This window comes from uncultured Alteromonas sp. (assembly GCF_963976965.1).
In the GTDB taxonomy this organism is placed as follows: Bacteria; Pseudomonadota; Gammaproteobacteria; order Enterobacterales; family Alteromonadaceae; genus Alteromonas; species Alteromonas naphthalenivorans.
Map to the genome: position 1 here is coordinate 171,394 of NZ_CAXBMP010000002.1, position 15,804 is coordinate 187,197.

At 44.3% G+C, this 15,804-nt stretch carries 14 protein-coding genes; 5 read left to right on the plus strand and 9 right to left on the minus strand.

Annotated elements, in window-relative coordinates; genetic code table 11:
• Positions 1-3: 3 nt before the first annotated feature.
• The 9 genes from fliI to AAC006_RS02550 all read right to left on the minus strand — a co-directional run bounded on the left by fliI (position 4) and on the right by AAC006_RS02550 (position 10,746).
• Positions 4-1,338, minus strand: a complete 1,335-nt coding sequence (gene fliI, locus AAC006_RS02510) for a flagellar protein export ATPase FliI (protein ID WP_126871974.1) — start codon at positions 1,336-1,338, stop codon at positions 4-6.
• Entirely contained in the window at positions 1,331-2,116 is a 786-nt protein-coding gene (gene fliH, locus AAC006_RS02515; protein ID WP_126871975.1) for a flagellar assembly protein FliH, read from the minus strand. The genes fliI and fliH overlap by 8 nt, the downstream gene beginning before the upstream one ends.
• Before the next feature lie 87 nt (positions 2,117-2,203).
• Positions 2,204-3,244 carry a flagellar motor switch protein FliG gene (fliG, locus tag AAC006_RS02520; RefSeq protein ID WP_013785105.1) on the minus strand — a complete coding sequence of 347 codons (1,041 nt, stop codon included), beginning with the start codon at positions 3,242-3,244 and terminating at the stop codon, positions 2,204-2,206.
• A gap of 13 nt (positions 3,245-3,257) precedes the next feature.
• Positions 3,258-4,952 carry a flagellar basal-body MS-ring/collar protein FliF gene (gene fliF / locus AAC006_RS02525; RefSeq protein ID WP_126871976.1) on the minus strand — a complete coding sequence of 565 codons (1,695 nt, stop codon included), beginning with the start codon at positions 4,950-4,952 and terminating at the stop codon, positions 3,258-3,260.
• Positions 4,953-4,964: 12 nt separating this feature from the next.
• Positions 4,965-5,294 (minus strand): flagellar hook-basal body complex protein FliE, encoded by a 330-nt coding sequence (gene fliE / locus AAC006_RS02530; RefSeq protein WP_013785107.1) that lies wholly within the window; start codon positions 5,292-5,294, stop codon positions 4,965-4,967.
• A 392-nt stretch (positions 5,295-5,686) separates the two neighbouring features.
• Positions 5,687-7,027, minus strand: coding sequence for a sigma-54 dependent transcriptional regulator (locus AAC006_RS02535; protein ID WP_126871977.1), 1,341 nt, complete (start codon positions 7,025-7,027; stop codon positions 5,687-5,689).
• An 18-nt stretch (positions 7,028-7,045) separates the two neighbouring features.
• Complete coding sequence (locus AAC006_RS02540) at positions 7,046-8,209, minus strand: ATP-binding protein (protein ID WP_126871978.1); 1,164 nt, start codon at positions 8,207-8,209, stop codon at positions 7,046-7,048.
• 132 nt (positions 8,210-8,341) lie between these two features.
• Positions 8,342-9,793, minus strand: a complete 1,452-nt coding sequence (locus AAC006_RS02545) for a sigma-54 dependent transcriptional regulator (RefSeq protein ID WP_126871979.1) — start codon at positions 9,791-9,793, stop codon at positions 8,342-8,344.
• A 155-nt stretch (positions 9,794-9,948) separates the two neighbouring features.
• Positions 9,949-10,746 (minus strand): flagellin, encoded by a 798-nt coding sequence (locus AAC006_RS02550; protein ID WP_126872080.1) that lies wholly within the window; start codon positions 10,744-10,746, stop codon positions 9,949-9,951.
• 369 nt (positions 10,747-11,115) lie between these two features.
• Here AAC006_RS02550 and pseF point away from each other — a divergent pair, with 369 nt between their 5' ends.
• From pseF to AAC006_RS02575, 5 genes are read left to right on the plus strand one after another with little or no spacing between them, the layout of a single operon-like run.
• Entirely contained in the window at positions 11,116-11,820 is a 705-nt protein-coding gene (pseF, locus tag AAC006_RS02555) for a pseudaminic acid cytidylyltransferase (RefSeq protein WP_126871980.1), read from the plus strand.
• Positions 11,817-12,896, plus strand: a complete 1,080-nt coding sequence (gene pseG / locus AAC006_RS02560; protein WP_260563422.1) for a UDP-2,4-diacetamido-2,4,6-trideoxy-beta-L-altropyranose hydrolase — start codon at positions 11,817-11,819, stop codon at positions 12,894-12,896. Before pseF ends, pseG begins: the two co-directional genes overlap by 4 nt.
• The gene (gene pseI, locus AAC006_RS02565) at positions 12,893-13,942 is read left to right on the plus strand and encodes a pseudaminic acid synthase (protein ID WP_126871981.1); all 1,050 of its coding nucleotides are present in this window, start codon (positions 12,893-12,895) and stop codon (positions 13,940-13,942) included. Before pseG ends, pseI begins: the two co-directional genes overlap by 4 nt.
• Before the next feature lies 1 nt (position 13,943).
• The gene (locus AAC006_RS02570) at positions 13,944-14,867 is read left to right on the plus strand and encodes a LicD family protein (protein WP_126871982.1); all 924 of its coding nucleotides are present in this window, start codon (positions 13,944-13,946) and stop codon (positions 14,865-14,867) included.
• Positions 14,867-15,796 (plus strand): ATP-grasp domain-containing protein, encoded by a 930-nt coding sequence (locus tag AAC006_RS02575; RefSeq protein WP_126871983.1) that lies wholly within the window; start codon positions 14,867-14,869, stop codon positions 15,794-15,796. Before AAC006_RS02570 ends, AAC006_RS02575 begins: the two co-directional genes overlap by 1 nt.
• The last annotated feature ends 8 nt before the right edge of the window (positions 15,797-15,804 follow it).

Consider the following 15,804-nt stretch of genomic DNA (forward strand, 5'->3'; position numbering starts at 1 on the left):
TAATTACCCTTGTCCTAAGCCTTTCGCTAATGCAGCCATGCCCTCTAAACATTCATCATAAGGCAACACGTTCTTCATACCTTGCTGCAGGAACGCGTTAATTGCAGGCTCCGCTCGTATGGCTAAGTCGATACGAGGGTCTGAACCTTTGGCATAAGCACCAATAGAAATGAGGTCTTGGTTTTGTTTATAGTTTGAATAAACTTGCCTTACTCTGCGTGCCATTTGTTGATGTTCATCGCTGACCACCATAGGCATAACACGGCTAATAGAAGCTTCAATATCGATGGCGGGGTAATGACCGCTATCGGCGAGGGTCCGTGATAACACAACGTGGCCATCTAAAATAGCCCGTGCGGCATCGGCAATGGGATCTTGTAAATCGTCACCTTCGGTAAGTACCGTGTAAAAGGCGGTGATAGAACCTTGTTTCTCACTTCCGTTACCCGCCCTTTCTACCAATGCAGGTAATCGGGCAAATACCGAGGGCGGATACCCTTTTGTGGCGGGAGGCTCACCCACCGCTAATGCAATTTCACGTTGGGCCATGGCATAACGAGTAAGAGAGTCGATAAGCAGTAATACTTTTAAACCTCGATCGCGAAAGTATTCAGCAATGGTAACTGCCGTTTCGCAGCCCTTTAAGCGCATTAACGGTGAAGTATCAGCAGGCGCTGCTACCACTACCGCACGGGCACGCTCTTCTTCGGTTAAGATATCGTGGATAAATTCTTTTACTTCTCGGCCCCGCTCTCCCACCAAGCCAACCACAACCACGTCGGCTTCGCAGCCCCGGGTCATCATACCGAGTAAAACACTTTTCCCCACGCCACTGCCTGCAAAGAGCCCCATACGTTGACCTACGCCAACGGTATTCAATGCATTAATGGCGCGAACACCGACATCCATAGGTTGGGTAATAGCGCGGCGAATTAAGGGGTTAATAGGAGGCCGCGTAGTAGGTACGCGGGTTTCAGTTTGAATTTCGCCAAGGCCATCCAGCGGGTTGCCGTTACCATCAACCACACGGCCCAACAGCCCCATACCCACAGCAAGACCACTTTGTCGATTTAGCGGCATTACCCGACTTCCTGGCACTATGCCCCGTACGGCTTCGGTGGGCATGAGGTAAGTAATATCGGCGCCAAACCCCACCACCTCAGCCTCAATTTCACCTTCAATGGTTTGCACAAGGCACTGGCTACCGACTGGTAGTTGGCACCCAACAGCTTCCAGTGTAAGGCCTATGCCTCTGACCAGTTTACCTGCCGCCACAATAGGCGGCGATGACACTTGCTTCTGCAAGCTGTCGAAATGCGCATGCCAAGGGCTAGTCATCTGATAAACCCTGATTCACCATGAATTTATCAATGACATCGCGACAGCGGCGTTCAATGGAAACATCTACAGCGTTTTGTTCAGTGGCAATGTCACAGCCACCGCGCTCCATGGTAGGCGCTTCAATGAATTGCCACTCTTTCTCTTTCAACGTAGCTTCAGAATAATGTTCTGTTACTAGCGCTATATCATCAGGATGCATATGAATTTGATATCGAGTTTGATTAACCGGCAGGGCTTTCATTCCTTCGCTAAGCGCTTGTAAAATCACTTGATGATTCGATGTGATTTCGGTTTTAATCACCGATTTAGCAAGGGTAACTGCAAGCTTTACTAGCTGGTCGCGGGTTTCGTCGTTGGCTTGTGACAATGGCGTATGAAGCTTTTCGATGAGTTGCTGCCAGACTTCAACTTGCGCAGAAATTAAGCCTTTACCTTCTTCTAACCCTTGTTCAAGACCCTCAGCGTGTCCAGACTCACGTCCTTCACTAAGCCCCAACTCTAGGCCTTCGGCTTTTCCTTCTTCGAAACCTTGCGCCTTGCCTTGTCCGTAGCCTTCATCATGAGCAGCTTGTCTAATCGCTTCAATTTCTTGTGCAGTAGGAGGAAGAATTTCAGCTTCTTCCTCTTCCGGTGGCTCGTATTTCCAATCTGAACGGAAATTTAGCGCATTGGTTTTGTCTTTATCTTGTGGCTTTTCGGGCTGTTCAACGAAGGGCAAATCCCAAGGTTTTGCATCATTTAATTCGTCGTCGCTGAAGCCTTTATTTGATGACATCAATCTACCCAGGTAACGTTTATGAGGCCTTTGGAAAATTAACGCAAAGGCCTATTTTAACCACAATGGCGAATAATTAATGAAGGGTTATAAGAACTCTTCACCGCCTCCGCCGCCCAGCATAATTTCACCTGAATCAGACAGTCTTCTGGCAACAGAGAGAATTTCTTTCTGTGCGGTTTCAACTTCAGATATACGTACAGGTCCCAAGGCTTCAAGGTCGTCGTTAAGCATTTCTGCTGCACGCTTCGACATATTCTTCATGATCTTGTTCTTAAGCTCTTCATCGGCGCCTTTAATTGACTTAAGCAGCGCATCTTGTTGCACTTCGCGCAAGATAGCTTGAATACCTTTATCGTCTACATCGACTAAATTGTCGAAAACAAACATGAGATCTTGAATTTGCTGGCTCATCTCTTCGTCTTGTTCACGGATGGCATCCATCAACTGACCTTCAATAGCGGTATCAAGGTAGTTCATGATGTTCGCGGCAGATTTCAGGCCGCCCATTTTAGCCGCTTGCGTACCCGCTTGACCGGCGAACTGTTTCTCCATGATTTCGTTAAGCTCTTGCAGTGCAGCAGGCTGAACTTCTTCAAGGTTAGCAATACGCATTAACAAGTCTAGGCGCACTTTTTCTGGGAACTGCGCCAATATTTCGGCACTCTGCTCTGGCTCTAAGTACGACAATACAATGGTTTGAATCTGAGGATGCTCGTTTCGAATGATACTGGCCACTTGCTTCGAGTCCATCCACTTCAACGAATCTAGGCCTTTCGCCCCACTTCCCATCAGAATTTGGTCAATTAAGTTAGCCGCTTTATCTTCACCTAATGCAGCAGTAAGCGCTCGCTTAACAAAATCTTGACTCTGGAAGCCGATGGTACTGTAGTTTTGAATCTCTTCAATAAAGTGTTTATGCACAGACGTAATTTTTGTCTGCGTCATATCATCCACTTTTGCCATCTCAGAGCCCAGCTTTTGAACTTGCTTTGGCTCAAGATGTTTTAATATTTGTGCAGCGTCTTCTTCAGACAAACTCAGAAGCAAAATAGCGGCTTTTTCAACCCCTTCTAGCTTACTGACGTCATAGGACGCTTCTTCAGTAGTGGCAAGTTCTTCAGCCATAATACGCTCTCACTTACTCATCTTGCATCAGCCAGCCCTTAACAACTTGGGCTGACAATTCAGGTTCGTTCGCAACCAGTGCACGAACCGCTTTTAATACATCTTCATCTTTATGTAAATCTGGCAACATTAGTGAGCCATCTGCCGCGAAGCCCACCTGACCTTCATCGAAGTCAGTAGATAGCATACTAATAGTTTCGTCACCAAGATCTAGGCCTTCATCTGCATCAAAGTCGTCAGCTTCTTTCGACTCATCAGGGTTAATCAAGCGACGTAGCATGGGTCTTATCACAAAGATGATAAGCACGATAATAACCAAACCACCAATGACTAGCTTGAGTATAGGCAAAAATGCGGGCTGTTCCCATATTGGCGCATCTTCAATAACACCATCATCCATACGAGTGAACGGAACACTCACCACTTCTAGCGAGTCGCCACGAGTCACATCAAACCCAACACCACCTTGTAGTAAACGGCGAATGTTTAATAACGCTTCTTGATTGCGAGGCTCTGCCGAGGTAGTACCATCTTCACCAGCAACTTGAAGATAGTCTACCGCCACCGATACACTTAACCTACGGATTACGCCACTTTGTTTTTTGGTATGACTAATGGTGGTGTCTAGTTCGTAGTTACGAGTAGATACTTTCGATGTGCTTCCTGGCAAAGTAGCTTGTGCGCCTGCTTCTGGATTTTCAGGAATATTCGAGTCTAACGGTGGTTGATTGCTTAGCGCGCCGGGAATGCCCATAGCACCACCACCCACACTATTTTGTTCATTGATCATTTCGCTGCGAACAGCTGGCAAATCGGGGTTATAGCTACGCTGAGTTTGCTCTAGTGCAGTAAAGTCCATACTCACATCCGCTTGCGCGGTGTAGTTACCAATTCCCAAAACAGGAATAAGAATAGCGTCAATTTTTTCTAGGTATTCTTGTTCGCGCTGTCTTTCAATTTCATATTCTTTTCGTGCTCGAGCACTTAGCGAGTCTTGTGAACCCGAATTTAGTAATCGGCCATTGCTATCGGTCACCGTTACCGCAGATGGCTCCATGTTTTGTACCGCTGACGCCACAATATCGATAACTGAGTCAACTTCCTCTCCCGCAATCACTTTGCCGCGCTTAGCGGTAAGTACTACCGTAGCCGAGGCTTTTTTCTCTCGGCGAGCAAATACGTTCTCTTTTGGCATAGCCAACAAAACGCGTGCTTTTTGTATACTTGAGATATCTTCAATAGTGGCGGCTATTTGTTGTTCACGGGCATGTTTCAAGCGTTCCATCTCTACCCGCTGACTTACTCCGAATCCCATGTCCTGCATGATAATATCGGTACCAGCATCAGAAGAGCCGGTTAAGCCCTGACGTGTCATACCCAAGCGTATAGTTTGAAATTCGTCACTTCGAACGTATACCGTGTTTCCCTCTAAACGATATTCAATTTGATTGGCGTCCATATAATCCAAGGTTTCAATAAGCTCTTGGGTTTCCATTTTTGCTAACGGACGAAAATCAGGCTCTTGCGCCCAAATTAATATAAAAACTGCAATCGCGACACAAATAACAAGCACTACCACTAGCGCCATCTGGCGCATCATGTCAGCACTGCCTAAGGTATCCATGAATCCTGATTTATTCTCAGGCTCGTTATCGTTCCCCATGGAAGGGTCGTTAACGGTTAAATTTGTGCCTGTTGCTTCAGCCATGACTTACTCCAACTACACCGGCATGTTCATAATGGTTTTATACGCTTCAAGCACTTTATTTCGTACTTGAACTGTGGCCTCAAAGGCTATGCCTGCTTTCTCTTTTGTAAGCATAACTTCGGCAAGGCTTAGTGACTTATCACCCATTTCAAACCGCTGCTGTAAATCTTTAGATTCTAATTGCATGCCATTAACCCCATCTACCGCTTGCTTAAGCATGGTAGAGAACTCGTTGGCCGAGGGATTAATCTCGTTTGATGGTTGAAGTTCGTTTGCAGGCATACGAGTTTGCCCAATCATGCTCTGCATTTCTTGGTATAAACTATTGGCTTTAACGTCCATAACCACTCCTTCGAATGTCGGTGGGGAATTGCCGCTTAACGACAATGCGCTTTAATTACTTATGCTTAACTATAAGCAAGCGGCAAGCCAACTTTAAAAACCATCTGAAATCAATTTAAAAACAATGAGTTATGTGGTTTTTCAAGGGAATTGCCAATTTTATGACAGAGAGGGGAGAATAGCGTCAAGAAAGTGAATGGACGTAAGATTATGTAAATACGCGATGCAAAAATGCTCGGTGGCAGCGCAGAAGGTCTCGCACGTTGCCGTGACGCCCAGTCCAAGCCAGTATAAATACAAGCACAACTGCAAGTACAATACTAAAAGCACAGCAGCTAAAGCGTTAAAAATAAGGGGCTAATCGCCCCTCATTATCAAACTAGTTTGAGATGTTAGGCCGGTAATTCAATCCCGTCTTCACGCATTCTGGCTAACTTATAGCGTAAGGTTCGAGGGCTGATACCCAATTTTTCCGCCACATCTTTACGCTTACCATTACATAGAGTAAGTGTATCAAGAATGATTTGATGCTCCTGCTGGCGAAGCTCTGAGCCTAAGCGACTATTGTCTTCTGGCTCATCCTGCTTTACTTCCATCTCATCATGCACAGCCATATCAATCATTAAGTCACCAGACTCTATACTGCCGTCTTCACACAGTATAAGTGCCCGCTGAATAACGTTTTCAAGCTCTCGCACGTTACCTGGCCATGTATATTGCGCCAATTTGTTTCGTGCAGCTGCACTGAGACGTACATTGCCTAGGCCTTGCACACTTGTGTGACGATTAATAAGGTGTTCCGCTAACGGTACAATATCACCTGGACGCTCTGCGAGCGGGCGCCATGTGATAGGGAAAACATTTAGGCGGTAATATAAATCTTCTCGAAAGTTTCCAAGCTCTACCGCTTTACGTAAATCTCGGTTACTGGTTGCAATCACCCGTACATCTAATTTAATCGTTTTACGTCCACCAAGCCGCTCTACTTCACGCTCTTGAATAACACGAAGTAGCTTTGCCTGAAGTGCTAAATCCATTTCAGTAATTTCATCTAATAGCAGTGTACCACCTTGGGCTTGTTCAAACTTACCTGGGCAAGCTTGAATAGCGCCGGTAAACGCGCCTTTTTCATAACCAAACAATGTCGCTTCAAGCATATTTTCAGGAATAGCTGCGCAGTTGATTGCCACAAAAGGTGCATCTGCGCGAGAAGACTGGTCGTGTATATAGCGGGAAAGTACTTCCTTACCAGAACCACTTGGCCCAAGCACCATCACGGTCGCTTCTGACTTCGCCACTTTTCTTGATAATTCGAGTAATTTTAAACTAGAAGGGTCAGCCACGATAGGCGTGCAAGATTCGACTTTTTGTGCAGGCGCATAGCGTCCAACAAGATTAAGTAGCACTTCAGGCGCGAATGGTTTGGACAGATAATCAGTAGCCCCATCTCGCATGGCCTGCACGGCATCATCGATGGTGGCGTACGCTGTCATTAATAACACCGGAAGTTGAGGGTATTTCGCCTTAATGCTTTTTAATAATGCTAGACCACTCATTCCACCCATTTGAATGTCACTTACCACGAGGTCTATCTTGCGCCCCGCTAAGACCATTAACGCAGCTTCGGCACAGTCGGCATCTACAACATCGTAATCGCCTAGTAATAAAGTGTCGTACAACGCTTCGCGTAATCCAGCATCGTCTTCCACGATAAGAATAGTTGTTTTAGACATTTCTAATTCTCCTAGCAATTAAGCGACATTTGAGTGAGGCTTATTGTGTTGCCCGATAGCCTGAGTGTTACAAGGCAATGCAAGCGTAAAGCAAGCACCTCCTTCATTAAGATTTACCACGCTAAGCGAACCGTTATGTGCTTTAGCTACCGATTTCACCACGGCTAACCCCAGCCCTGTGCCATGGGTTTTGGTGGTAAAGAACGGCTCGAATATTTTATTGATTAGGGTATTGGGTACACCTGGTCCCTTATCATTAACGCAAAGTAGCACCCTATCTTCATGTACTACTGCATTAACTGAAACCGTGTAGCCCTTAGGCGTAACTTGACTCGCATTTTGAATAAGGTTCAGCACAGCACCTTGCAGCGCGGTGAGATTCCCAGTGATAAGTGCATCTGTTGAATCGAAGCCATTAAAAGCAATTTTTTGTGCTTGCTGCGCAGTGATGGTTTGCGCATTAGGCTCTATGGCTTCTCGCAAGCTGGCAAGCGACAAGGTATTCACAACTTGTTGCTCACCAGACTTGGCGAACAACAGCATGTCATTAACTTGGCTTTCTAACTCTTTCAGTCTGTCTGTCATCTTTCGAGCAAATTGCTCAGATGCATGCTGGGGCAAATCTTTTCGCGTTAAATTGGAGGCATAAAGCATAGCGGCGGATAAAGGCGTTCGAATCTGATGCGCAAGGGATGCCACCATTTTGCCTAATGAAGATAAACGCTGCATATGGCTGACACTGGCTTGAAGCCGACGTGTTTCCGTCAAATCTGTAATAACAATCAACTGCCCTGGCTCGTCTTCAAGTGGCGTTATAGAAAGTTTAACGCGACGACCATCTACCAATGACACTTCATGACCATCGTCTGCACGAGGATTAAATGAGCGAGCAATGATGCTACGCCATATTTGTTCTTCTAACGGCTCACCCAGCAATGCCTTAGCTAAGTCATTGGCTTGACGTACAACCCCTTTACCGTCAATAACGATGACGCCTGCCGGCATGACTTGAAGCAAGTTTTCCAAACGACTGGCTTGGCGACGAAGTGAGCTCACTTCTGCTTCACTCACATACGACGGCGTTGTAGCCTCAAGCGCATGCTCGACACTAGGCACATCATAAGATGAAGTGAATTGTTCAGAAGATGAAGTACTGCTGTCGTGTGTGCTATCAAAAATCATATGGCTCTCGTCAATTTAAAGACGGTTTGTGTATATGATTTTATATAGCAGAAGCCATGCCAGTTTTTTAGATTATATTTATCAGATAGTTACGATAAATTAAGGCAGAAGTTTAACGTCAGGTAATTGACGTTAAACTTCTTCCATACGCTGAATATCGTACTTACGCATTTTCTCAACAAGGGTAGTTCTGCGCATTCCGAGCTTATCTGCAGCGCGAGCTACGACCCACTCTTGTTGTTCTAAGGCTTGGCGAATGAGGGTGATTTCAAGCTCAGAAAGATACTCTTTTAGATTAACCCCTTCTTCTGGAAGTGAGGAGGAAATTGGCAAGCTAGACTCTTCTTGTGGTTCATCATACGGGTCTTGCGAAGCTGATTCTGCGAAAAGCGCATTAAATGCGTCTCGCTCTAGCAACTCTTCAGGGTAATCCGGTTCGTACGCTTGAATTTCACCGTACTGGTATTTCTCTGGAAGGTCGGCCACATCAACGATTTGACCGGGATAAAGTATACTCAGGCGCTCAACTAGATTCGATAGCTCACGAACATTACCCGCCCAATTATGCTCCATTAAAGATTCTATTGCGCGTTCTGTGAACCTCACACTATCTACACCATCCCCTTGAATACGGCTGTTGAGTTCTTGCAGCAGTAACGGGATGTCGTCTTTTCGTTGACGTAATGCAGGGCTATCGATAGGGAACACGTTTAAGCGGTAGTAGAGATCTTCACGAAACTTATCTTCTTTGATCATAGTTTCTAGATGACGATGGGTAGCCGCAATAATACGAACATTGCATTGTTGAGGCTTGCTACCACCTACTCGCTCGTAAATACGCTCTTGCAGTACCCGAAGCAGTTTGACTTGCATCTGCAACGGCATGTCGCCAATTTCATCTAGAAATAATGTTCCACCCTCGGCTAATTCAAAACGGCCTTTTCGAGCACTTATAGCCCCAGTAAACGCGCCTTTTTCATGACCAAACAATTCACTTTCAAGAAGCTCGCCGGGAATAGCACCGCAGTTAACAGGAATAAAGGGGCCATCTTTACGTTCTGACAAGAAATGTACATTACGTGCCACCACTTCCTTACCTGTACCAGACTCCCCCAAAATTAGCACTGTTGCCTCTGTTGGAGCCACTTGCTCTACCAACCTACGCACAATCTGAATTTCGTCGCTTTTACCCACCAAACTTCTAAACAGGCGAGTTTTAGACCCACCAGCGCGGGTTTTACCCGGCTTTCTGCGGCTGTATTCTTGGCATCGGTGAATTGATTGCGTAAGTACTGGGTAAGTAAGCGGTAAGGTGATCACGCTGACTAAATTGCACGACGCGGCCACTTCGCCATTTGAATGTAAAATGGCAACAAATGGTATGTGTGGAAAACGAGCAACCAGTGAATTCACCACTGACGGTGACGCGTACTCAATAAGTACCGCATCTGCGCCCTTTTCTTTCAGGTAACTTTCACAGTCAGAAAGCCCTCGTGACTGACACGACTCTCCCAAAAAGGTGACTATGGTTTCTAAGCTATGAATTAGTTCCTGGCTATCACTAACCAGCAAAATATCCTTCATCAAATCCCCGAGAACGCTTTGTTATTATTTACAGTTTAGCGCATTTGTAAATTGTAACGACAAAAGATCGCAGCGCAACTGGTGTTTTCGGAAATGTAGCAATAAAAAAAGCAGGATTCCCTGCTTCTTTCGAATAACTCACTCAAATTTAATGTTTAACTGAGCAACGCTAAAACCTGCCCTTGCTGCTGATTCGCTTGGGCTTGAACCGTTAAAGCAGCTTGTCCTTGCACATCATTTGCCGCTTGTTGAGAGCTAGCTTGAGCGTAATCTAAATCTTGAATTCGACTACGTGCTTCTGCGGTGTTCACATTGGATTGGGTTAAATTTCGAGCAGTACTAGCCAAACTATTTTGCGTAGCGCCTAAATCACCACGTGCGCCACCCAAAATTTCAATCGCTTCGTCGGTAGCATTTAACGCATCATCAATACTGCTACCAGAAGTTAAATCGATAGAAAGTACGTCCGATAGTTGGCTACCAATATCTTGGGTTTTAACATCAACTGAGTTGCCACCATTCGCCCCAACTTGAAAACTCAACGCGCCATTGTCAGACAACAAGGGTTTACCAGCAAAATTGGTTTGTTCAATGGTAAAGCTGATGTTCTCTTGAAGCTGTGATATTTCAGATTGCAGTGCTTGACGGTCGCCGTCGCTTAACACACCGTTACCAGACTGAATAGTAAGCTCGCGTATACGATTTACATCATCGTTAATGGTGCTTAAACCGCCTTCAGCGACTTGAGCTAACGAAATGCCATCATAAACGTTGTTCACCGCTTGGCGATTACCCTCTACTTCAGAGGTGAGGCGGTCGATAATTTGCTGGGCAGCTGCGCCGTCTGAAGCGCTATTAATTTCTTTGCCGGACGCAAGTTTTTCCAAAAGCGTATTTTGCTTTTCTTGTACTTGGTTCAGCAAAGAACTTACACCGCCATCTACGATTTGCATAAAGTCGTCTCCAATGATCTCTTGCATAGATAATAGCATAGAAACGGTCAACATCTAACCGATTCAAAAGTATTACCAAACATACCTGTATGTGGAATTAGATAATCGTAACGTCAATTCTTTTCGCGACAAACGCTTAAATGGACAGCAAACACACTATTTTTTATAATTACCAATTACGTAAAATGGAGGTCCAATCAACACTAATTTGAATTCTGACGTGTTAACATGTCTGTTAGTATAAACAAATTCAACTTTTTGCAACGTGTAAATCGTAAAGTTAAACAGTACTCGGCCGATGTAAATACAGGTTTGTTCCGCTCAAAGAGAAAATGGGCGCAGATTTGTTAAAAAAGATGGTGAAAAAGTATGAATGTTGCAGTCATTCCGGCTCGAGGCGGCAGTAAGCGAATTCCTCGTAAGAATATCAAAAATTTTTGCGGTAAACCTATGATCGCTCACGCTATTGAGAACGCACTTACTAGCCAATTCATTGATAAGGTTGTGGTCTCCACCGATGATGATAATATCGCCGATGTTGCGTTGCAGCATGGCGCTGAAGTTCCATTTCTACGTCCGAAAGAACTAGCCGACGATTATACTGGCACAAGCCCCGTTGTAAGACATGCGATTTCAATGCTAATGGATTTAACGTGGCCCATTAATAATTGCGCATGCATTTATGCTACTTCTCCTTTGCTTTCACCCTCAATAATAAACTCTAGCTACAAAACACTCATTAATACGCCAGAAGTGGATTATGTATTTACTGCTGCAAGATTTTCGTTTCCCATTCAACGGGCGATATTACAAACTGAAAATGGTGGTGTAAAACCTTATGATTCGTTTGGGATTACTCAACGATCTCAAGATTTACCACCCGCTTTTCACGATGCCGGCCAGCTCTACTGGGGTCATTATTCGACATGGCTCAATACTAACAAGCATATTTTCGGTGCTAATTCAAAAATGGTAGTAATGCCAGACCACCTTGTTCAAGATATTGATACACCAGAAGATTGGAAGAGAGCAGAATTACTCTACAAGCTAATTAACGACGAGAATGCCCAGTGAAAATAGCATTTCGTGTGGACGGGTCTACTACAATGGGATTCGGCCATATCATGCGCTGTTTAGCTTTGGTAAAACAACTAAAGCAAGAGCACGACGTTTATATTTTATCCAGCGCACTTCCCTTAAATGTCACCGCACAAATAGATGCTGCGGGAGCCACATTAATTTCGGTTAACATTGAAAATGTAGATTTTGGTGCTATTGATGACGCTGACAACGAACAATTAGAAGCCATGCAGAAGCTGCACGCAAAAGATTGTTTAGCAGACTTCAATGAACAACTGGATTTATTATTCGTCGACCATTATCAGTTGTCAGCCCCCTTTTGCTATATTATGCGCTCAAAAATAAATACGATTGTTGTAATAGATGATTTGGCCAATCGCGTTCACAACTGCGACGTACTTATTGATACAAATTTCTATCACGATTATCAAACACGCTATAACGGATTAATTCCGTCTCATTGTCATACCCTACTTGGTCCAACGTATGCTTTCTTACGAAGCGAATTTTTCTGCATTGACAATAGAATACGCGCAAACAATCATTTTTTAGTCTGTTTTGGAGGGAGTGATCCTATTAATTTGACCGAGCGAGTGGTCGATATTTTAACAACATTAAAGTCATCCCCCTTCACTGCCGATATCATTGTAGGTCCGGGATATAAGCACATCAACAGTCTGCGGCTTAAAATTCAAAGCCTTGTTGGTGTAAACCTTCACCAAAATTGTACGTACATGAGTTCGTTAATGCAGGGGGCCAGTTTTATGCTTGGCGCTGGCGGAAGTATGCACTGGGAACGAGCAAAATCGGGTGTAGCTGGGCTTATAATAACCCTTGCAGACAATCAGATAGAAACGACTCGCGCATTACATGACAGCGATTGCTGTTTATGGCTCGGCGGTGAGAATGAATTAGCAGATGATCATATATGTAAAGCAATTGAAAAAGCGTTGCACTCACCTGACCAAATGCGCTACTTAGCATCCAATGCTGCTAAACTCGTTGAACCAAATCAATCTCCATCCTTTGTGGTGGACACAATATTAGAAATAGTTAAGAGGTATTCATGAAGCCAATCTCTATCGGTGACTTTCAAATTGGTCGAGGGCTAGCGCCTTTTGTCATTGCGGAAATGTCAGGTAACCATGGCCAATCTCTTGAAAAAGCTTACAAGTTAATAGACGCCGCAGCTGAAGCTGGCGCACACGCGATTAAATTTCAAACCTACACTCCAGACACCATCACACTAGATTGCCACGAGGGTGAGTTTTTCATCGAAGATCCTAATAGTTTATGGAAAGGAAATTCGCTATATAATCTTTATAAAGAAGCCATGACACCCTGGGAATGGCATAAAGAGCTTTTTGACTATGCCAAAGAAAAAGGGTTGATGGCATTTAGTACTCCCTTCGATTTAACTGCCGTGGATTTTCTCGAAACATTAAACCCACCTTGCTACAAGGTAGCCTCATTTGAAAATACTGACCATGCTATTTTAGCCGCTGTGGCAAAAACCGGTAAGCCCGTAATAGTCTCAACGGGTATGGCAAGCCAAGCAGAAATTGCTGAATCGGTAGATGTACTCAAAAATAATGGATGTCGCGATCTCATACTGCTTAAGTGCACGAGTAACTATCCTGCCAACCCAGTTGATGCAAATCTTAAAACCATTCCTCACCTAAGCGAGCTTTTTGATTGCCAGGTTGGACTTTCCGACCACACACCGGGGGTTGGAGTAGCGGTTGCTGCAGTGGCTCTTGGGGCTACAGTGGTTGAAAAACATTTCGTTCTAGACCGAACTGGAGGTGAAGTGGATGCTGAGTTCTCTTTAGAACCCCATGAATTAAGGCTTTTGGTAGAGGAAACTGCTCGCGCCGCCGTAGCAATAGGGGGGGTAAGTTACGGCGCAACAGAGAGAGAGAAAGCATCGTTAGTGCATAGACGCTCTCTTTACATTGCTGAAGATTTAAAAGCAGGTGATACGCTAAACGATGAAAATTTACGCTCTGTACGTCCTGGACTAGGCTTACCACCCAAATACTTACCTTTATTGTTAGGCAAAAAAATTAACAAAGATGCTGCAAAGGGCACACCAATGAGCTGGGAGCTTCTTTAGCATGAAGGTTATTTTGTTTGGTGCAGGTAAAGGTGGTGAGAACTTCATCTTACAGCATCCTCAAATGAATATTGTTGCCATTGCTGATAACGATGAAAGTAAGCATGGAAAAACCGTACTGCGTATTCCCGTCATATCACCTGTAGAAATCCAAAATGAAAACGTTGAGAGCATTATCATTACAAGCCAATGGGTTGACCAAGTTTACCGACAGCTCACCAACGATTTAGGTTTCTCAGCATCTCTTATTACCATTCCAAACAAACAAGCAGTAAAGGCCGAACTTCCCTTCCAAGACAAACAAACGAAAGTGTTTGCGCAAGATTTGCTGAAGTTTATTAATCAATATTGTAGAGAAAAAGGAGCCCCAGCGTGTTTAGACTCGGGAACACTCTTGGGCGCAATGAGAGACGGCGACCTGATTTCTTGGGATGATGATATCGACCTTGCAATTGACCCCTTTAGCTTTAGTGTTTTAATCAATCACCTCCCTGAAATGATTGAAAAACTGAGCACTAAATTTGATGTTGAATGGCAAGTAATTGTGATTACTGTAAACGGAAGACAATCATGTATTAATGTAGAGTTTTTAAATAGTGAGGGTACGGCGTTCATCCCCTTCGATTTAAGTATTCAATTACGAGAATCAATTAACGGATCTTCAGAACTAATATCATCCGGTGGATTATTTTTTGCGCCAGCCCGTCATTTTGATAATCTAGATACTATTCTATTTCTTAATGAAGAGTTTTTCGTTCCCCACGACCCGTCGTCGTTTCTGACATTTATGTACGGAAACTGGAAGACACCTAAAAAAACAACGCAAATTACTGAGTATGAAAATAGACGCGCGTCTTTACCTAGCCCGAAAGGTGGTATTAAGGTAGAAAAACGCATTTTTTGTCTAAATGGCGAACGACGCTAGTGAATGTTTTATTAAGCAGCGCAAATAACAAAGTCCCTTTGTTAAAGGCTTTGCAAAATGCTGTCAAACGAATTGTCCCAGACGGCATAGTCACTGCGGGAGATATAAACGCAAAAGTATTGACGCGTTATTTTAGTGATGCTTTTTGGCATATGCCTAGTACTACTGAAAGCAACGTTTCTCATATTATTTCGGAACTCGTACGCTTAAACATTACCCATGTGTTACCTACTCGCGATGGTGAGTTATTGTTTTGGGCGAGATTGAAGCCCAAACTCAAAACCTTGAATATCGCAGTTCTGGTATCCGACCCTAGCGTTGTCGAAGTATGTTTAGATAAGTTGGCTTTTGGCCAACTGCCTATATCGTCAGTCATTCCCACTTACGATAGACTACCAGAAGGCGACAACTCAGAATGGGTTGTTAAAGAACGATATGGTGCAGGCAGTCAAAGCTTAGGGATAAAACTTGCTACCAACAATGCCTTAGCCCACGCAAATGAGCTAACCAACCCGATATTCCAGCCTTATTATAATGGCCAGGAAATAAGCATTGATGGGTGGCTCACCCACGACAGTAAAGTAAAAGCATTGGTTTGTCGCGTCAGAGACATTGTGGTCAATGGTGAATCTCAAGTGACTTACACCCTGCCCGATTGCCCATTTGAAGATGTATTTACTGACATTTTAGAGGCGTTAAAGCTGACAGGCCCGGTAGTACTTCAAGCAATAATCAGTGAAAACACGGCCTGGATCATAGAGTGTAACTCTCGATTTGGTGGAGCATCTACCTTAGGAATTCAAGCTGGGGTAGATAGCTTGTATTGGAGCCTATGCGAATCGTCTGGAATAAATATTACAGACATTGAGGTTAAAATGGCTACCAAAAGCGTCAGGCAAGTTAGAGTTGCTGTGGATTTTTATTTATGAATAAACTG